The following is a 19,613-nucleotide window of genomic DNA, read 5'->3' as shown; positions in this document are numbered from 1 at the left end:
ATAAAATGACAGGACAGCCAGGTAAGAAGCGTTGCATAGAGGCCACTGCCGAACATTGGTCACCCCTCTGAGCTGAGCCAGGCTTCGTATTGGCTCTTTCGGCCTAGCCTAGCAACAGAGGGGGCAAGCAACTATGAGCTAGCTCGCAGTCTGAGAGTGAGCTAGATTACATTCAGCTTCGCCGCCCTGGGCCTCTTGCGCCAAGGTGTTTTCGACAAGACACGCAGTAGCAGCAGGGCAAGGATGAGTGTCCAGAAGCAGAAGGCCAGGTCCTGTTCGAGGACCGAGCTATCAACCATGCCCTGAATAAGGGCCGCTACCATAGCGCCGCCAAGGCTGAGCGCCCCCCAGACTAACCAGGGATCAGCTTCGGCCTGGCGGTAGAGGCTGGCCAGAATGCGAAAGAGTAACCAGAAGAAGAGAGCGAGTACGGCCAGGAAGGCTGCTAGCCCCACAACACCCACACTCACCCAGATCTGCAGAAAAATATTATGTGGATGGGAAAGATCTGGCTCATACCGTAGGCCGGTCGGCTGATGCGTCTGTGGATCTGTGGTAATCCAGTAGTGATAAAGATTTGTGGTATGACAGACGTTATTAAGGCTATAGTGGCACAGCCAATTATCGAGGCCATAACCGGTAATGGGGCTATCCATAATCATATGGAGAGCACTTTCCCAAAGATAGATACGCTTCGTTAGCGTTCCCACTCCTTGGGCATTAGCATGTCGCTCCAGTAAATAGCTACTAATGTTGCTATGGAAGCACAAGAGTCCAAGCCCTGTCAGAAGGATAAGGCCCAGCCCGCAGATCAGCAGGAGCTGCCGATCGGCAATCGTACAGGCGACAAGAAAGACCACAGCGCCAAAGCAAGCTGCCCAGGCTCCACCGGAGCGCGTCAGATAGAGCACGAAGAGGAGTGGCAGGCAGAGGGCCAGGACCAGCAAGCGACAGCGCCAGGAGGCCAGAAAGCCGCTAGAGGTTGTGCGCGGCATGAGGATCAGGGCCAGGCCAACCGGCAGTGTGTAGTCAAAGAGGAGTCCTACGCTGTTCGCACTGCCATAGACGGTATTGATGCGTGGCAGGGCGCTGAGATTGATGCCTTGGGAGAGTAATTCAAGATATTGGCCGATGCCAAGGAGAGCAATCAACAGGCCCGTTGCGAAAAGCGCCAGTAGGAGCCTCACAAGGTCCTGCCGCGTGCGCAGACAGTAGAGAGCCAGGAGCAGGTAGAGGAGAGGATCAAAGACCTCCTCCCGAAAAGCGCGAAGAGCTACCGTGCGATTATAGGCGATCACAATGGAAAAGGCCGAAGCCCCCAGAAATAGGATGATCGGCCACAGCAAAGGCCCCAGACGCGCCCGCAGTTCGGACCACGGCAGCCAATATGGCCAGCGCCGCCGCTGTAGTACAGCCTGCAGGAGCACAACAGCCAAACAGCTCCAGAGAGTGATCTCAGCAGCACTAAAGCTATAATGGTTCAACACTGGCTTTTGTAGCAAATAGAAAGGCAGGCTCAGCGGCAGCAACGCGATGGCTATTGCCGGACGGTACCAGCAAAGAATCATAAAGATCAGCAGAAAAGGCAAGGTCCAGAGAGGCTGAAGATGAAAGAACGGCCCTGATCCCAGGTGGGGATTGCCGGCGGAGTAGTAGAGGGCCATCGAGAGAAGCAGGCCGGCTTCTAGCAAACGATCAAGCCAGAAAGGCGATGGAGCGCGGCGGCTGGGGGAGTCAGAAGCGGTAAGGCTGGAACCGGGTGTCCCAGATCCAGCGAGAACGGCCCGCTGTGTCTCGATCTCCGGCGCATTGGAAGGAATGACTTTTTCGCTCATTTTTAAACAAAACCTTCTCGATTTTGCGGGTTTAGCTTGCTCCCCATAGCTATACATCGAAAGAAAGGGCAAAATCGTCGCACCTTGAGCAACTGGTCAGGGGTACAAGAGGCGAGATAGCAAAGAGGCCCTGCTTCCGCTCGTTGGGTCGCACACGAGAGGGGAGAGCAGGAGCGGCCCTTTCTGATGCTTTCATTGTAGCATATGCTTGCTAGAAAGCAGCCGCTTCTGCTCAGAATAGCCGACTCGGGTAAGCGGGATGGACAGAACCAAGGCCCACCACTGCCTTGCTGTGGCTAACCACGAGTCCAAGGAAGGCGCTTCTGGCCCTGATCAGTACGAGCAGGCCGACGCGACCCTCTGCGCAGATATCAACGGATATCAACGGCGTTTCTTCCCCCTTCTACCCCGGGGGGAGCAGAGCAAGGCTAGTGCAAGGCTAGTCTCTCTGCCCGGTCTTCTCTCCTACTCCCTCGTCGCCTGACAGGTACAGATGAGGTTGTGCTGCGGCACCTCACTGCGAGGTTCCACCAGTAGCGGCCTCCGAGGGCAGAGTTGGCGACGACTCCGCAGACCGTAGGGGGACCGGTTTGCGCGTTGCCCGCCAGAAGAGTACCCCAAAGACCAGGAGGAAGACTCCATAGATAAACGCCTGCAACTGGGTCGGGGCATCACTATAGCCAAGCAAGCTATGGAGCAGGCTGCCGATGGCGCTCTCTTCGCTCAGCCAGCCGCTGCTATCCCATAGGACCGCGGTGCCAAATGGTATCCAATGCAGTTCTTCCTGCATGGTTTGTATGGCATTACCAAGCAGGCCAGCGGCGAAAAAGAGCAAGAGGAGTCCCATAATGCGGAAAAAGAGGCGGTAGTCAAGGCGGTAGCCCAGGCGGTAGATCAGGAAGCAGAGAGCCAGGGCGAGCGCCAAGCCAAAGAGCGCACCTAGCATTAATAGCGGGGCCTCGTGGGTTTGCAAAGCGAAGGCCAGCGTAAAGAAAGCCGTCTCCAAGCCTTCACGCGCGACAGATGTGAAGGCCAATAGACCCAGCGCCAAACCTGAGCTGGCCATACTGGCCTTGGTCATCATCTCGCGCTTCAAGGTGCGGCTATGGTGCTGCATCCAGAAGGTCATCGAGGTCAGAAGCACCACCGCCAGTAGATAGGTTACGGTTTCAAAAGCGGCCTCGAACCAGGTCCCATCGTAGATACGGACCGTGACGTATAAGGTCAATGCCGCTAGAAAGGAGCATAAGACAGCCAGCGCAACGCCGATCCAGACTGCACGCACCTGGCGCATCAGTTGCAACTGACGGAGAGCCGCCAGCAGGATGCTAACGATGAGGCTGGCCTCTAACCCTTCACGGAGATAGAGAATTGCGGTTGCCAGCATAGAACAGTCTTTCCTCGCTCCACTTTCCCCTGAATAGCGCAGCCAGTGAGCGGATTCCCTTCCTTCCTTGCCAATCTTTACCACCGATAAAATCCAAGTGCGCTACTCAGATATAAATCTATTCTGATGATAGCAGCCACGGCAAGAGGTGGTCAAGGGAACAGCCAGCTTCGTGCCCACAGCTCGCGCCCAGGCTGTATCGGAGCTAGCACCGCAGCGGCTTCGCCTCCTGCTTATCCTCCCCCCACCCCAGCCCTGGGCAGGGCTGGGGACTACCCTTCTACCAATAGAGAGGGGCCTGATTAGCGCGTGACCCAGATTTTGGGGGCAATAGACTTCATAATGGAGACTTCCCGTCCATCGACCAGGAGGACTACGCTCTCTTCGCTATCGTCGGGATTGAGCTTGCGTCCCTGGGAAACCACTGTCAGGCGTGTGCCTGGCGTTAGCCCACGCTGATGCAGGTAGAGGATGAGGGCCGACTCATCCTCGACTACCTCTGAAATGAGGAGAATCGTCGCGGTCTCTCCTGGCGCCAGCGTGGAGAGTCGCACAGCACCACAGTCGCTGAGATAGGTCCGTGCGTTGGGCACCAGACCAGGGATGGGATTGCCATGCGGACAAGTGGTTGGCTCCTTGAGGTTGAGAATCACATGCTCTTCAAATTTGCCCGAGATGACATGCTCCAGGCGGCAGGCTTCTTCATGGACCTGGTGCCATTCCATACCTAGCAGGTCGACCAGGAAGCGCTCAGCTAGCCGATGACGCCGTAAGACTGACTCGGCAATGCGATAACCAGCTTCAGTAAGCCGTACCTGCCGCTTATTATCCATCTCTACATAGCCATCACGCACGAGACGTTTCAGCGTCTCTGTAACTGTTGGAGGGGCTACGCCAAATTTCTGAGCCAATCTGGCCCCGATGACCGTTTCCCCCTCCATGCTCATGTTATAGATTGTTTCAAGATATTCCTCAACAGTCTGACTCACTGAGTCTGCGGTCTTCATGTTCCTTCCGTTCCCTTTGCTGCTGGCCAGAACTCGTGCAAATGGCAATACTACCCCACGAGCAGTATAGCATATCAAGCAGGCAATGCCAAATCAACGCTGGCTTCCTTAAGAAAGGCGCAAGGCATGTCTACCGCGGAGGGGACACAGGCCATTTTCACCTCCTGGGTCCCTAAGCACAGGCGCGAGCACAGGCCGACCGAGCAAGAGCGGATACTTCTATGCAGGCAGCCCTCTTGAGAAGACCACTCCTCCTTTTCCCCATGAGCCTGCTCATCACGTATACGCATGTTCACACTGAGCGAGCCACCTTTTTATCAGGTCCCAGCAGCGCCACCCGTCTGACACAGCCTGCTTCAGCCGAGAGATCAGGCCTCACCAGTTCTGAAGAAAGAGCCAAGGGCACCTGTGGGCCTCCACAGGCCTGATAGCACACCTCACTACGGCCAAGCAGCTTTTAGCGCTGATACCTATCTTCTACTAGGATAGAAGCAGATGCAAGTTACAGTCCTTGTTGGCGACAACGGGTGACCTGAAAGTCCTGTTGCTCCCTTACCTGTTGGCGTTTTGGACAGCCGCCTGCTTCATGTGATACGATGATAGTGATTGCAGCCCCCGCTCACAGCACTGGCTTTGAGGCCAGGCGCAGCCGGGTGGCTGAGTATGTTTTCGTATGCTTTGAGGAGATTCTTTCTAAAAAGGAGCGAATGAGCAGTAGCACAGTACTAACCAATACGATCTACCTTGTACGTCACGGAGAGAACCCGGCCAATCTGACCAAGGAATTTTCCTATCGTCTTGTCGATTACCCTCTCAATGCCAAGGGTCTGCTGCAAGCCAGGCAGACCGCTGATTTTTTTCGCGGCCTGCCCATTGATGCCATCTACGCCTCACCGCTGAGGCGGGCACGCCAGACAGCCGAGATCATCGCTGAGGCGCTGTGCCTGCCTGTGACCCTGCTAGAGGAATTTCGCGAAATCAATGTTGGCGACCTCGAGCGCCGTCCACCAACAGTCGAGCACTGGAAGCTCCACGACCAGATCATTGCCGATTGGTATAGTGGCCACTACTTGACGCGCTTCCCCAACGGGGAAAACTTCCTGGAGCTGCTACAACGCATCCGTCAGGGTCTGCACAAGGTCATCGCCGGTCAGAGCGGACGCCGGATCATCATCGCTGGTCATGGAGGGATCTTCACCGTGCTGGTTAAGGCGCTCTGCTATAATGCGGACCGCGCCCCCATCTATCACGGAGCGATGGACAACTGCGCCATCACGGAAATTGAGCTGCACGCCTTCGAGGAGGTGCTCGTCGGTAGCTTGCGCCTGTGGGCCAGCACCGCCCACCTCTCAGGTCAGGCCGCCGAGTTGGTTCCCGGCCAGCTCCAGTACGCCGAAAAGCCCACAGTGCCACCCGTCGCTGAGGGACTTTCCGCCGCCACTTGACAGGGCCTCTCCAAGTCATCTATACTCATACCCAGATAGTAAGAAAAAGACAACAACGATAGACAGTCAGCGACGAGCAGGAGAAGTATACGGTTGCGCTGCGCGCCAGAGAGTCGGGACCGGTGGAAACCGATGCTGCAGCAGCCGTAGAATGGGCCTGTGAGCTGGAGTGCGAACCTCGGCGCCGTTGAAGTTGAAGAGACGGCGAGAGCAGTAGCTAGCTCCCGGAGCGTCCCCCGTTATCGAGGACAGGGTATCAGAGCGTACCCGGCAATGAGGGATCTTGTCCGCCGCGGGCTGCGGGGTGAGGTATCCTTTGTTTGAGAGGATACCCTGCCAGGGCAATTAATGCTGATGGACTTTCCAGGTCTTGCTCCTGGAGAGCTGTTGACTCCCCTGCCAGCGGGCGTCAAGGTCCGAAGAAGGGTGGCACCACGAAAGCTTCACGCTTCTCGTCCCTTTGACGAGAAGCGTTTTTTTATTGATTTCGCTCCCACCCTACTGACAACACGCTCTGGGCCGCATCACAGGGCTCTTTGTCTCTGCACTCAGCAGAGCAAAGAGGCGGGCAGCATATGCCCGTGTCAGTATCAGTGCCAGTCGCTATGGAGCGGGTAGCAGGTCCCGCTGGAGGTCTTTCTTATGACGACGATCGGTCACGATCAGCAGGTACAAACGAGCAGCAGTAGCGCGCCGCCGCTCAAGAAGCGCACCTTCTCCGGCATCCAGCCCAGCGGCGATATTCATCTGGGCAACTACCTGGGGGCGATCCGCAATTGGGTGCGCACGCAGACAGAGTACGATAACATTTACTGCATTGTAGATCTCCATGCGATCACCTTGCCCATCGATCCCCAGGAGCTGCACCAGAATATTCGTAAGCTGGCCGCCATTTACCTGGCCTGTGGCCTCGATACACGCTATTGCAAGCTGTTTGTGCAGTCGCATGTACGCCAGCACGCCGAGGCGAGCTGGATTCTGGGTTGCTTCACGCCGATGGGATGGCTCAATCGCATGACCCAGTTTAAGGTCAAGGCTGGCGAGAATCAGGAGACGGTGGGGGCGGGCATCTATATGTATCCGGTGCTGATGGCCTGCGATATTCTGCTCTATCAGACGCACCTGGTTCCCGTCGGCGAAGATCAGCGCCAGCACCTAGAGCTGACCCGCGATCTGGCCCAGCGCTTCAATCACCTCTATAGGCAAGAGATATTCACGATCCCGGAGCCGCTGATTCGCGAGGTGGGGGCCCGCATTATGTCGCTCACCGATCCGACGCAGAAGATGAGCAAGTCTCATCCTAACCCTAACTCGCGCATCAATCTGCTCGACGACCCGCAGACGATTAAGCAAAAGATTGCGCGAGCCACCACGGATTCGCTCCGTCTGATTCGCTTCGACCCCGAGCGGCCAGGCATCAATAACCTGCTGACGATCTACCAGGCCTTGACAGAGCAGTCGCGCGAGGAGATCGAGGCAGAGTTTGAGGGCAAGGGCTATGGCGACTTGAAGGCGCGCCTGACGGAGGTCGTGGTGGCTACCTTGGAACCAATCCAGCGCCGCTATGCCGAGTATATGCGCGATCCGGCAGAGCTAGAGGCGATCTTACGGGCAGGGGCCGATGCGGTGCGTCCGCTTGCAGAGGCCACTTTGCAGCGCATGAAGGAAGTGATTGGTCTTGGCTAATTGCCAGCCATCTGTATTCAGGCTCGGCCTAGACCAAAGGAGAAGAAGAGGCTGACTATGTTTTCGCCATCCCTGGATGAAGTGCGTTCCTTGCGTCAGGAGCTAGAGGCTGAGAGGCAGGCGACCAGCGATAAAATCCCGCTGGTCCCGCTGTATCGCGATGTACTGGCCGATACCGAGACTCCGGTCTCAGCTTACTGCAAAGCGGCCCGCGGCCCCTATACCTTCCTGCTGGAGAGTGTGGAGGGCGGCGAGCGCATGGCCCGCTACTCATTCATTGGCATCGATCCCTATCTGGTCTTGATTCAGGGCGAGCAAGAGGCAACGCTGCGCTATCTGTCCTATGAGGCCGATGGAACGCAGCGCTGCCGCTCGCTGGTCCGCCTGCCCTCTTATGATCCGCTCCACCTGGTTGAGCAGGAACTGGGACGCTATCGCTTGCTCCGGCCACACCAAGGAGGCGATGATGCCTTGCCGCGCTTCTACGGCGGTGCCGTGGGCTATCTGGCTTACGAGGTGGCTTCCCGCTTCGAGCGATTGCCGGTTCCTGCTGCCGATGAGCTGGGCCTGCCTCTGGCCATCTTTAGCTTTACAGAAACAGTGCTAGCCTTCGATCATCTGAAGCATCGCCTACGCGTCATTACACACCTCCATTTAGATGCCCCCAATCTGGAGGCGGAATACGAGCGTGGCCAGCAGACGATCGAGCGGGTTGCTGCTCGCTTGCAGGAGGAGCTGCGCCTCCCTCCTGAGCCTGAGCCGGTCTATGAGGGTCTCCCAACGGTGACCTCTAGCTTTACGCGCGAGCAGTATGAGGCAATGGTGCGTCGCGCTAAGGAGTACATTGTGGCGGGCGATATCTTCCAGGTGGTGCCATCCCAGCGCTTGCGTCGTCCAGTCAATGCAGCTCCATTTACGGTCTATCGCGCTCTGCGCACCATTAATCCCTCTCCATATATGTTCTATTTGGACCTGGCGGATTTCGTGGTGCTCGGCGCCTCGCCAGAGCTGCTGGTACGCGTCGAGGAGGGCGAAGTGACAATTCATCCGATCGCTGGAACCCGCCCGCGCGGCAGCAATCCTGAACACGATCGCTTGCTGGAGGAGGAGCTGCGCCGCGATCCCAAGGAGCGCGCTGAGCATGTGATGCTGGTGGACCTGGGACGCAACGATGTGGGACGCGTCAGTGTGCCCGGCAGTGTCTCGGTCAGTCAGTTTATGGAAATCGAGCGCTATTCCCATGTAATGCATTTGGTCTCGAATGTGGTCGGGCGGCTGCGCCCAGATCTGACGCCTTTCGATGCGTTGCGTGCCGGCTTCCCCGCAGGGACGGTAACCGGCGCGCCGAAAATTCGCGCTATGGAGATCATCAGTGAGTTGGAGGGCACGCGTCGCGGGGTCTATGCCGGAGCTGTCGGTTACTTTAGCCATTCAGGCAATTTGGATACGGCCATCGCTTTGCGAACTATGGTCATGAAGAACGGACATGCGTATATCCAGGCAGGCGGTGGCGTGGTGGCGGATTCCGATCCCGCCGCTGAGTATCAAGAGAGTATGAATAAGGCTCGCGCGCTGCTACGCGCCGTGGAGGTGGCTGAGGAGATGGCACGGGCACAGCGACCGCGCTACGCCCGTACCTGAACGGCTTGCCGCCGCCCCGTCCTGCCTGTTTCAGAGGCCACTGAGGCCTTTCTCGGTAAGCAGAAAGAGAGGCGCAAGTGATGATCTTGCTCATCGATAACTACGATAGTTTTACCTATAATCTGTACCAGTATCTGTCGGAGTTGGGGGCTGAGGTACTGGTACGGCGCAACGATCAGATCACACTCGACGAGATCGCGGCTTTGCAGCCGGAGCGCATTGTGATTTCACCCGGTCCCTGCACGCCCAACGAGGCCGGCCTTTCGTGTGAGATCATTGCTACCTTTGGTCCACGTCTGCCGATTCTGGGGGTCTGCCTGGGTCACCAGGCTATCGGCCAGGTGTATGGCGGCCGCGTGATCCGCGCGCCAGAGCCGGTGCATGGTAAGACAAGCCTGATTTATCATCGTGGCCTGGGCTGTTTGCGCGATCTTCCTAACCCCTTTGAAGCGAACCGCTACCATAGCCTCATTGTCGAGCGCGCCTCTCTCCCGGCTGAGCTGGAGATTACCGCCGAGACAGCAGATGGTCTGATTATGGGCCTCCGCCACCGTCGCTATCCTGTCGAGGGGGTACAGTTTCATCCAGAGTCCATCATGACGCCCGTTGGCAAGGAGCTGCTACGCAATTTTCTCACCGGTTAAGTTAAGCTCGGGGTAAGGCAGCGAGGCCGCTCAGCTGCTACTACGGGATAAGATGGAGTGTCGACCGCAGGCCGCTGAGCCTGTGCTCAGTCAAGGAGGCGACCAGCGAAGCGAGTTGACCGGCTGGCTGGTAGGCTGGCTGGCTGATTAGTATAGAAAGAGCGAGGTGCTCCCGATGATTCGCGAAGCTATTGCGCAAGTTGTTGCTGGCGCTACGCTCAGCGAGGAGGAGGCGGCGGCAGTGATGGAGGAGATTATGTCGGGCGTGGCGACTCCTTCTCAGATGGGAGCTTTTCTGACAGCGCTGCGCATGCGCCCCGGTGGGGAGGCTCCCCAGGAGATCGCCGGTCTGGCACGCGTGATGCGAGAGAAGGCGCTGCGCGTTCATCTCCGTGATGAGGTAGCGGCGCGCGCTCTGGATACTTGTGGCACAGGTGGCGATGGGGCGGGTACCTTTAATTTTTCAACGGCAGCGGGGATTTTAGCCGCTGCCGCTGGGGCCCATGTGGCCAAGCATGGCAATCGCTCGGCAACCAGTCGCTGTGGCAGCGCCGATGTTCTGGAGGCGCTGGGTGTACGTATCGATTTGGGACCGGAGGCCGTGGCGCGCAGCGTCCAGGAAACTGGTTTTGGCTTTATGTTCGCCCAAACTTATCACCCAGCAATGAAGCATGTCGGCCCAACCCGCCGCGAGATCGGTATTCGTACGGTCTTCAATATTCTGGGTCCGCTGACAAATCCTGCCGGGACACGCTACCAGGTCTTGGGTGTGGCCGATGGCTCGCTGCTACGCAAGATGGGTGAGGTCTTGCTTTTGCTCGGGTGCCGGCATGCGCTCATTATCCACGGCGAGGATGGAGTAGATGAGTGCTCACTCAGTGCTCCAACGCGCGTCTGCGAGGTGCGCGAGGGACAGGAGCTGCGCGAGTACGTCATTACTCCCGAGGACGCGGGGTTGACGCGCTGTAGCGATCGCCGCCTCTTCCAGGGAGGCGACCCGCAGCAGAATGCTGAGACGCTGCGCCGCCTGCTCAGTGGCGAGATCGATGGTCCCCTGGCCGATATGCTCTATTTGAATACGGCAGCGGCGCTACTGGTGAATGAGTGTGTCTCCTCGCTGCCAGAGGGGGTCAAGTTGGCACGCAGCATGGTGCGCGAGGGTCGCGCCAGGCGCAAGCTAGAGGAGGTTGTGGCTTTTTCGCAGTCGCTGGCTGCCAGCAGCGGCGCCTAAGACCAGACGAGGCGCGGTCATGAAGCAAGGGCCAGGAAAGAAGAGCGACCCAGAGGTGAGCGATGTTTCTTGAACGGATCTTGGCACGCACCCGGTGCGATCTTGAAGAGCGTCGGCGCTTGCTCCCACTGGAGAGGCTGCGCGAGCTGGCGGCTGCCCAGCCGCCGGCTCGTGATTTCGCCGCGGCTCTGCGACCACAAGCAGGTGAGCCGGGGCTGCGTTTGATCGCAGAGATTAAGCGTGCGTCGCCTTCGAAAGGGCCGCTAGCACCTGATCTTGATCCGGTGGCGCTGGCACGGACCTATGAGGCAGCCGGCGCGGCAGCTATCTCGGTCTTGACGGAGCCACATTTCTTTCTCGGCGCGCCCGAGCACCTGACGGCGGTCAAGAAGGCTGTCAGCCTGCCTGTGCTACGCAAGGACTTTATCGTTGATGAGTATCAGGTCTATGAGGCCCGCGCCTGGGGAGCCGATGCCCTGCTGCTGATTTGCGCAGCGTTGACCCCTCAGGAGCTGATGCGCCTGCTGAGGCTTACGCGCGACTTGGGGATGGAGGCCCTGGTCGAGGTCCACAGCGCGGCAGAGACAGAGATGGCTTTAGCTGCCGGGGCGCGCGTGATCGGGGTCAATAGCCGCGATCTGGTGACCTTCAATATGAATCCTTTCTTGATTCGAGAGCTGCGCCGGCTAATCCCTGCCGATCGTATCTTGGTGGCTGAGAGCGGGATTCATAGCGAGGGCGATGCTCGTCGGCTGCGACGCTACGATGTGCACGCGATGCTGGTGGGTGAGTCGCTGGTGAAAGCCGGCGATGTGCAGGCCCAGATTAAGCGCCTGTTGTGGGGGGCTAATGGCGGTATCCAGGTGAAGATCTGCGGTCTGCGTAGCGCTGAGGCGCTGCGCACAGCTATAGAGAGCGGGGCCGATTTGCTGGGCCTGATGTTCTACCCCCGGAGCAAGCGTTACCTGGAACCGTCGCAGGCCAGACGCTTGCTGGCCGAGGCAGGCTATCTGGCTCTGGCAGAGCAGGGCCAGGTAGTGCCGGATCTGGTGGGAGTGTTTGTCAATGAGGAGATCAGCCGCATCAATGAGATAGCTGAAGAGCTAGATCTGCACTTTGTGCAGTTGCATGGAGAGGAGTCACCAGAGTTATGCGCGAGCCTGCGGCATCCGGTGCTGAAGGCGGTGCCGGTGTACGGTTCCGCAACCCAGGAGGAGGCACGCCGCTATAGAGCGGTCGCCTGGCGGGTGCTGCTCGACACGCCAACAGCAGGCTATGGCGGCAGCGGTCGCACTCACGATTGGGAGGTCGCGCGCACGATTGCCGCGGAGCAACCAATCATACTGGCCGGTGGTCTGACGCCAGCCAATGTTGCCGAGGCCATCGCTACAGTGAGACCTTGGGGTGTTGATGTGAGCAGTGGGGTTGAGAGCAATGGAGAGAAAGATGCGCACAAAATTCGCGCCTTTATTGAGGCCGTGCGCCAGAGCAGCGAGCAGTTTCCCGCTGCAGAGACTGTCGGCTGAGGTTAGCTCAGGCCGACGAGGCTTTGCCCCTCACTTACTTTCTTCATATCTGCTTGATGTATCAGGTGAGGCAAGATCACGATGCAACAACGTGTAGACCAACAAGGGCGGCAGCCGGCGCAGAGTGAGACGTATCAGCACGGCGCCTATCCCGACCTGCGCGGTCGCTTTGGTCCCTATGGAGGCAAATTTGTGCCAGAGAGCCTGATGCCTCCTTTGGCAGAACTCGAGGCGGCCTATCACGAGGCGCGTCACGACCCGGCCTTTGAGGAGGAGTTACAGGGGCTGCTACGCTCGTATGTGGGACGTCCAACGCCGCTCTACTATGTGCCGCGCTTCTCGCGCCTGGTGGCGCCGGGGGTGCGCGTCTATCTGAAGCGCGAGGATCTGGCTCATACGGGGGCCCATAAGATCAATAATGCTCTGGGTCAGGGCCTGCTGGCGAAACGCATGGGCAAGCGGCGCATCATCGCTGAGACAGGTGCGGGCCAACATGGCGTGGCCACAGCCACGGTCTGCGCGATGCTGGGGCTGGAGTGCATCATCTACATGGGCGCCGAGGATATTGAGCGTCAGTCTCTCAATGTCTTCCGTATGCGCCTGCTGGGCGCCGAGGTGCGCTCGGTCGATAGCGGCAGCCGTACCCTTAAGGATGCGATCAATGAGGCTATCCGCGATTGGGTGACTAACGTCGAGACGACCTTTTATCTGATCGGCTCGGTCGTCGGCCCTCATCCTTATCCGCTGATCGTGCGCGATTTCCAGTCGATTATTGGCCGAGAGGCGCGGGAGCAGATTCTGCAGTTGGAGGGACGCCTGCCGGACCTGGTCATCGCCTGCGTGGGCGGCGGGAGCAATGCGATGGGCATCTTTTATCCCTTCGCCGATGCACCGGAGGTGCGCCTGCTCGGGGTTGAGGCAGGCGGCAAAGGCATCGCTTCGGGCCAGCACGCCGCGACGCTGGTGGCAGGCCGCCCGGGCGTGCTCCACGGAGCCTTTAGCTACTTGCTGCAGAACGAGGACGGCCAGGTTCTGGGGACACATAGTATTTCCGCTGGCCTCGACTATCCTGGCGTCGGCCCTGAGCACAGCTATATGAAAGATACAGGGCGAGCCAGCTATGTGGCAGCCGATGACGCCTTGGCCCTGCGCGGCCTGCAGGCTCTGAGCCAGAGTGAGGGCATCATTCCCGCCCTGGAGCCAGCCCATGCTCTCGGCTACCTCTTGGAGATGGGCGCCCGGGGCGATTTGGACCCGGGCAGTTTGATCATTGTCAATCTCTCGGGGCGTGGCGATAAGGATATGCTGACGGTGGCCCGAGAGTTGCAGGTCACGATTTCATAAATTCAGCAGAGCACAACTATGCAGCAACATCAGCAGTCTGAGACCATTGAGCGTCACGCAGCGCTGCCAGCGCAGCGCATTGGGCAGGCTTTTGCTCAGGCCAGCCGCGAGGGACGCTGCGCCCTGATCCCTTACCTGATGTGCGGCTTCCCTTCGGTAGGGCAGAGCCTGGCGGCGGCAGAGGCAGCTATTGAGGGCGGGGCTGATCTGATCGAGCTGGGCCTACCATTCAGCGATCCGCTGGCCGATGGGGCGACCATCCAACACGCCAGCCATCAGGCGCTTGAGCGCGGCATGAATGTGGCCGCTTGCCTGAGCATCGCCAGCCAGGTCGCGGCCCGGAGCACTGTGCCTCTGATTCTCATGGGCTACTACAATCCGGTCTTGGCCTATGGGATAGAGCGCTTCTGTCGGGAGGCAGCCGCGGCGGGCGTCTGTGGACTGATTATCCCCGATCTGCCGCCCGAGGAGGCCAGGCCCCTGCTAGAGGCCGCTCACCAAGAGGGCTTAGCCCTGATTTTTCTCGTGCCGCCAACAACACCTGACGATCGCATCGCCTTGATTGCACGCGTTGCAGCGGAGGAGCCACGCGGGTTCCTCTACTGTGTCTCGCTCAGCGGGGTGACCGGAGCCCGTGAGCATCTGCCGCCACATCTGCAGAGCTTTATTGCACGTGTGCGGCGCCAGAGCACTCTCTATAGTCTGCCGTTAGCGGTCGGCTTTGGGATCTCGCGCCCTGAGCATGTGGCGGAGATTGCTCGCTATGCCGATGGGGCGGTTGTCGGCAGCGCCCTGGTCAATCTTTTGGAGCGTTATGCCAGCGATGAGCAGGTCCAGCGGCTGGCGGTTCGGGACTATATTCGCAGCTTGCGAGACCGTACGGTTCGTCAGTCCTGACACCTGGGTCTGACCGCCGGGCGCGGCGGAGCGCTTCACAGTGCTTGCGGCACCCTTTACAATAGAAGGCGTGCCTGCTCGCCCCTCAGCGCCGAGCGCGAGAGCCGCAGCAGGTCGCCGCCATTCTTGGACGAAAGGGTGATGGGCGTGTACTGTCGAGGCATCCGGGGCGCGACGACGGTTGAACGCAATGATCGTCAGGAGATTCTGGCCGCCACCGCCGAGCTGCTCCAGTTGATGGTAGAGCTGAATCAGATTCGGAGTGAGGATATTGCCAGCGCTATTTTCAGCGTGACCGAGGATCTGGATGCCGCCTACCCAGCCCAGGCCGCACGTGAACTCGGCTGGACCGAGGTAGCACTGTTGTGCGTGCGGGAGATCCCTGTGCCGGGCAGCTTGCGTAAGTGCATTCGTATTCTGCTGCATGTCAATACCGAACGCAGCCCTGCGGAGCTGCGCCATGTCTATCTGCGCGGCGCGGTGCAGCTACGCCCCGAGTTCGGTTTCACGTGCTCGTGAGCAGGCACCAAGCAAGAGAACAGGCGACCCAGAACCTGGCTGCCCTCTCTCCCGTCGGCTGTTGCTGAGCCTCCAGTATGGGAGCCTGGAGGCTGACTGAGCACAGGCCAAGCAGCCCAGGCGTCTCAGGCAGGCGCTGGTTCGTCCTTCCCATCTCTGCCTTGCTCGCTTTCCTCGCTGGCTTTGATCATAACGACGATGGCGTCGCAATGGAGGAAGGAGACTCTTTGTGCACTGTGTGGCCAGGGCAGTCCCTCTTGTGAGCTGTTTTCTCAGCTCTTATTCATCAACCGACTAACCAGCCGCCAGCCGCTACCTTGTCTTCTCGGAGTGGCTGAGCTGACAGAGCCGGGCGGGGCATGGCCAGACTTGAGCGGTCCTTGTTGCTGCCAGGGGGTCTTTGCCCGCTTTCTCTGCCTGACAGCAGCACAAAGCTCGCAGTCTTCATGCATGCAGTCTGCCAAATGATAAAGGAGCCACGAGCCATGATCGTTGTGATGAAGCCTAATTGTAGCGAAGCCTCCATTGAGCGTATTTTGCGTTTTCTGGAGCAGGAGGGCTTGAGCGGCCATCTTTCGCGCGGAGTTGAGCGCACAGTGATCGGTGTCATCGGTTCGGTCAATGTGCAGAATCCTCCCGGCAAGGGAGTGATTACCCCAGCTCTTGGGGAGGCACTGGAGGCTTTTCCTGAAGTGGAGGGTGTCTTCCGAGTCTCGAAGCCTTATAAGTTGGCGAGCCGGGAATTCCACCCTGACGATAGCATCGTTGAGGTACCAGTAGCTTGTGTGGCCGCAGGCAAGGTACGCATCGGTGGGCCCGAGGTCGTTATGATGGCCGGCCCTTGTACTGTAGAGAACGAGCGGCAGCTGATGACCACCGCCGAGGCGGTGCGCAAGGCAGGAGCGGTCATCTTGCGCGGCGGGGCTTTCAAGCCTTCGACTTCCCCCTATGGCTTCCGCGGCCTGGGCGAGGAGGGCTTAAAGCTCCTGGCCAAGGCTTCGCGCGAGTTCGGTATGGCCGTGGTGACTGAGGTCATGACACCGACCGATGTGCCGCTGGTCTGTGAGTACGCCGATATTCTGCAGATCGGTACGCGCAATATGCAGAACTATATGCTGCTCGATGAGGTGGGACGCGCTAAGAAGCCGGTCCTGTTGAAGCGCGGCATGGCGGCGACCATTGAGGAATGGCTCCTTGCGGCTGAATATATTCTTTCTCAGGGCAATCGCGACGTTATCCTCTGTGAGCGCGGTATTCGGACCTTTGAGAAGAGTACACGCAACACAATGGATCTGAGCGCCATTCCGCTAGTCAAGCAGCTCTCGCATTTGCCAATTGTGGCTGACCCAAGTCAGGGAACAGGCCGGCGCGATCTGGTAGCACCGATGACGCTAGCCGCGGTAGCTGCCGGCTGCGATGGGCTGCTGATCGAGGTTCACCCTAACCCCGAGGTCGCTCTCAAGGACGGCGCTCAGTCGCTGACGACTGAGCAGTTTGCCGAGCTGATGCCGCGCGCTCAGGCGGTGGCCCAGGCCATTGGGCGCTCGTTTGTGACCGCCTAAGTAGATAGACAGACAGGCAATCAGAAAAACAGAGCACAGGCTCGCTATCTTCGCGTGAGGCATGCGTCGGCTTCTTCTCGTTTTTTCTGCCAGCGCATGCCTCACGCCTCACTTATGTTCTATAGATTACTATCCGATATTGCTATTCTTTACTTCTTAGATGAAGTTAGGTTCTTCCATACTGGAGATACAGGAGTTGCTCGGCTGCACCTCCGGATCAGCCAGAAACTGGCTCATAATCAGGTTGGCGCAGGTGCTGGTGAGAAAGACACCGTGGCCGGTACCTGGGAAAACGAAGAGGTAGCTATGGCTCAAGGTTTTCTGAGCCAGGAGGGCATTGCTGGTCGGCGTGATTGGATCGTACTCACCCGAGAGGATCAGTGTCGGCAGGCTGCTAGTGACCGGTTGTTTTTGTTCTGGGGGCACCGATGGAACGTTCCAGAGCTGGCAGACCCGATAGTCGAGTTCCAGGCTGTCCAGCATCCCTGGCTGCAGCTCGGGCCGCAGCGCAGAGACAGACCTGTCTAGTTCCTGGAGCGAGGTGTAGCGCATGTCTTCACCGCACTCCACTGAGTAGTACATGCCATAGCTGATGTCCTGGGCTAAGAGCAGCTCGCCATAGGTCTCGGCGATCAGGGTGTACTGCCCATGATCGATCTCGCTGATGGCTCGCGGCAGCTCAGGAATAAAGCTGGTGACGTAGAGTGAGGCAAAGACCCACTGAGCGAAGCCATCGCCAGTCAGCAGAATAGGGCCATATCGGAGGTCGTTGATGGTCACGGGGTGGGCGTTGAGGCGATTGACCAGACGATAAAAAGTGGTTTGCAAGTTGGGATAGCTCTCTCTGCAGAAGGGGTCGGCCTGGCAGCCTTTGAAGAGGGTATCAAAGGCATGCTGCATTGAGGCCGACAGGGTCGTAAAGAGATTGCTCTGCGTGGGAACAGTCGAATCGAGGATGACGCTGCGCAGGTCCTGCGGGAAGAGCCGCATGACGGTGAGGGCCAGCCGCGTGCCGTAGGAGACACCATAGAGGTCGACCTGGCGATAGCCAAGGGCGTGAATCAGATCGTGCACATCCTGGGCATCCTCAATGGTAGTGTAGGCGCTCAGGTGAACACCTTCGGCAGTGAGCCGATCGCGGCAGGAACGCATTGCCTGCAGGTAACCAGCATCATTAGCCTGATGGCTGAGATTTTCGTCTTTGGTCTGCTGATTGAAACGATCGACTTCGCCGCAGTAGAGCGAGGGTGAGGAATAGCCCGTACCGCGCTGATCAAAAAGGATGAAGGTGCGCCCCAGTGTCACCGCCTGGCGATTGACTTGATTAATATAGGAGCCTAGATCACTGAGCGTCGCCCCCCCAGGTCCGCCAGAGAGGTAGAGAAAAGGTGTGGCATCAGCCGCTTGAGGCGTAGCAGCTTTGAAGATAGCCACCGCCAGGCGGATGGTGTTGCCCTGGGGCTGGCTGCGATCTTCAGGGACGGTGAGCGTGCCACAGATGAGATCGCGCCCCTGGACGATCCCAGCGCCCGGCTGAAAGGGACAGGGACCCTGGTGAAAGTTGGCTGTTGTGGCGGCCTGAGTTCCCGCTCCTGGGGTGACGGCCACCTTTGCCCCCCCTGTCGGCTGAGCACCAGTGGTGTTGCTTTCTGCGCGAATGGCTAGCACGAGATAGGCGGCCACCCCACCCGCAAAGAGTACAAGAGCGACAAGCAGGATAACCAGAATGAGGCGCCAAGGGGCCGGCGACCGCCGGGAGACGGTCGTCGGCGGAGCAGCGGGCGCTGTTCCTACGCCTGGTTCCACCGAGGAGGGGGGCCAGCCAGGCCTAGAGGCCGGCCTTGCGACCGTGATCTCTGCCCCGCCGCTCGTATAGGGACCTGCCGCCGGTGCCGTGGGCGTGAACGGCGGGGAAGCGCTCGCTTCTGGTTGGGACAGGGGATAGATCATATCGTTGCGCTCCTGGTAACGGAGGCCAGGCGGAGCATATTCATAGTAGGGGGATTCTGGCACATCCGATGATCCTCCCGGCGCTCCGGCGCTTCCTTGGTCAAATGGAGATGTGTGCTCTGCCATCAGCAAACCTTTCTAGCATGGCCCGGCATTGCTACTACCAGGTTCTTTCATGCAGATACGGGTGTCTAGAGGAAAACCCTCCTTGCTCCTCCGCCATTACCCTTGATGGCATCCTTGCCAATGAGCCTTACCACCGCTCGTCGTTCTACTCGCGCGTGGCACGCTGATGAGCGCGCCAGGCAGCCTGCTCTTGCTGCAACTGGAGCAGCTCTCGCTCTAGCTCAAAAATCCGCTGCTGAAGTAACTGTTTTTGCTGCAAAGGAGACATTAAACGCAGATCTTCGATCGCCTTATATCCCCAGCGCAGCAGCCCCCGGGGGACAAAGGCCGCGGTCATGTAATACTGCGTGCGTACATTCGCCAGGTAGGCATTGAGCTGTCTGAGATCCAGTTTGAGCGCCCGGAGTTGGAGTCGGAGCTGCTGAATGCGCTCGCGGTAGGGGTCTTGTAACCGTCCTCTGCGGTACGGCGGCCAACGGCGGCCTGCCGTTAAGCGCCCAGCCATTGCAGAAGCAGGAGCTGATTGTAAGACGCTCCCCGCCTCTTGCACCGCGGCTCCTTCTTCCTCCAAAGGAGCACCGCACCACGTGCAGAAACGATTGCCAGCCACCACCGCTGCGCCGCAGCGAGAGCAGAACATGCTATCGTCTCCTCTATTGGTTTCAGTATTTCACCGGCTCCAGGCCGGCATTGGCGGATTTCTGGCCTTCGATCAAGGTCATTATAGCAGATGCTGCCGCGAGGGGGAACAGCAAGCCGCTAGGGAGTCGCGGAAGAGATCACGCTGCTCGTGTCGCTCTCTTCTAATGATGT

The 19,613-nt window shown here is 58.9% G+C and carries 15 protein-coding genes; 10 read left to right on the top strand and 5 right to left on the bottom strand.

Annotation, left to right across the window (positions count from 1 at the left end):
- Positions 1-161: 161 nt before the first annotated feature.
- The 3 genes from IRZ24_RS05655 to IRZ24_RS05645 form a co-directional block, all read right to left on the bottom strand.
- Complete coding sequence (locus IRZ24_RS05655; RefSeq protein ID WP_297161039.1) at positions 162-1,835, bottom strand: O-antigen ligase family protein; 1,674 nt, start codon at positions 1,833-1,835, stop codon at positions 162-164.
- A gap of 514 nt (positions 1,836-2,349) precedes the next feature.
- Positions 2,350-3,222, bottom strand: coding sequence for an FTR1 family protein (locus IRZ24_RS05650; protein ID WP_297161037.1), 873 nt, complete (start codon positions 3,220-3,222; stop codon positions 2,350-2,352).
- Positions 3,223-3,524: 302 nt separating this feature from the next.
- A complete protein-coding gene (locus IRZ24_RS05645; RefSeq protein WP_297161036.1) occupies positions 3,525-4,229 on the bottom strand; it encodes a metal-dependent transcriptional regulator in 705 nt (234 codons plus the stop codon).
- A gap of 707 nt (positions 4,230-4,936) precedes the next feature.
- Here IRZ24_RS05645 and IRZ24_RS05640 point away from each other — a divergent pair.
- From IRZ24_RS05640 to aroF, 10 genes are all read left to right on the top strand, one after another.
- Entirely contained in the window at positions 4,937-5,674 is a 738-nt protein-coding gene (locus IRZ24_RS05640) for a histidine phosphatase family protein (RefSeq protein WP_297161035.1), read from the top strand.
- Positions 5,675-6,316: 642 nt separating this feature from the next.
- Positions 6,317-7,360: a tryptophan--tRNA ligase gene (gene trpS / locus IRZ24_RS05635; protein WP_297161034.1), complete on the top strand. Its 1,044-nt coding sequence runs from the start codon at positions 6,317-6,319 to the stop codon at positions 7,358-7,360.
- Between the two features lie 57 nt (positions 7,361-7,417).
- The gene (trpE, locus tag IRZ24_RS05630; RefSeq protein ID WP_297161033.1) at positions 7,418-9,001 is read left to right on the top strand and encodes an anthranilate synthase component I; all 1,584 of its coding nucleotides are present in this window, start codon (positions 7,418-7,420) and stop codon (positions 8,999-9,001) included.
- Between the two features lie 80 nt (positions 9,002-9,081).
- Positions 9,082-9,645, top strand: coding sequence for an aminodeoxychorismate/anthranilate synthase component II (locus IRZ24_RS05625; RefSeq protein ID WP_297161041.1), 564 nt, complete (start codon positions 9,082-9,084; stop codon positions 9,643-9,645).
- A gap of 175 nt (positions 9,646-9,820) precedes the next feature.
- Positions 9,821-10,876, top strand: a complete 1,056-nt coding sequence (gene trpD / locus IRZ24_RS05620; protein ID WP_297161032.1) for an anthranilate phosphoribosyltransferase — start codon at positions 9,821-9,823, stop codon at positions 10,874-10,876.
- A 62-nt stretch (positions 10,877-10,938) separates the two neighbouring features.
- Positions 10,939-12,402: an indole-3-glycerol phosphate synthase TrpC gene (gene trpC, locus IRZ24_RS05615; RefSeq protein ID WP_297161031.1), complete on the top strand. Its 1,464-nt coding sequence runs from the start codon at positions 10,939-10,941 to the stop codon at positions 12,400-12,402.
- An 81-nt stretch (positions 12,403-12,483) separates the two neighbouring features.
- Positions 12,484-13,746 carry a tryptophan synthase subunit beta gene (trpB, locus tag IRZ24_RS05610; protein WP_297161030.1) on the top strand — a complete coding sequence of 421 codons (1,263 nt, stop codon included), beginning with the start codon at positions 12,484-12,486 and terminating at the stop codon, positions 13,744-13,746.
- Between the two features lie 18 nt (positions 13,747-13,764).
- Positions 13,765-14,643: a tryptophan synthase subunit alpha gene (gene trpA / locus IRZ24_RS05605; protein ID WP_297161029.1), complete on the top strand. Its 879-nt coding sequence runs from the start codon at positions 13,765-13,767 to the stop codon at positions 14,641-14,643.
- Between the two features lie 141 nt (positions 14,644-14,784).
- On the top strand, positions 14,785-15,162 hold the full coding sequence (gene aroH, locus IRZ24_RS05600; RefSeq protein ID WP_366914241.1) for a chorismate mutase: 378 nt from the start codon (positions 14,785-14,787) through the stop codon (positions 15,160-15,162).
- Between the two features lie 485 nt (positions 15,163-15,647).
- Positions 15,648-16,724, top strand: coding sequence for a 3-deoxy-7-phosphoheptulonate synthase (gene aroF, locus IRZ24_RS05595; RefSeq protein ID WP_297161027.1), 1,077 nt, complete (start codon positions 15,648-15,650; stop codon positions 16,722-16,724).
- A 156-nt stretch (positions 16,725-16,880) separates the two neighbouring features.
- Here aroF and IRZ24_RS05590 read toward each other — a convergent pair whose 3' ends face one another.
- On the bottom strand, positions 16,881-18,737 hold the full coding sequence (locus IRZ24_RS05590; protein WP_297161026.1) for an alpha/beta fold hydrolase: 1,857 nt from the start codon (positions 18,735-18,737) through the stop codon (positions 16,881-16,883).
- 208 nt (positions 18,738-18,945) lie between these two features.
- Complete coding sequence (locus IRZ24_RS05585; RefSeq protein WP_297161025.1) at positions 18,946-19,440, bottom strand: zinc ribbon domain-containing protein; 495 nt, start codon at positions 19,438-19,440, stop codon at positions 18,946-18,948.
- Between the last annotated feature and the right edge of the window lie 173 nt (positions 19,441-19,613).

This window comes from Thermogemmatispora sp. (assembly GCF_019683755.1).
In the GTDB taxonomy this organism is placed as follows: domain Bacteria; phylum Chloroflexota; class Ktedonobacteria; order Ktedonobacterales; family Ktedonobacteraceae; genus Thermogemmatispora.
Note: the sequence above shows the minus strand (reverse complement) of the source record. Positions and strands in the feature narration are given on the sequence as shown.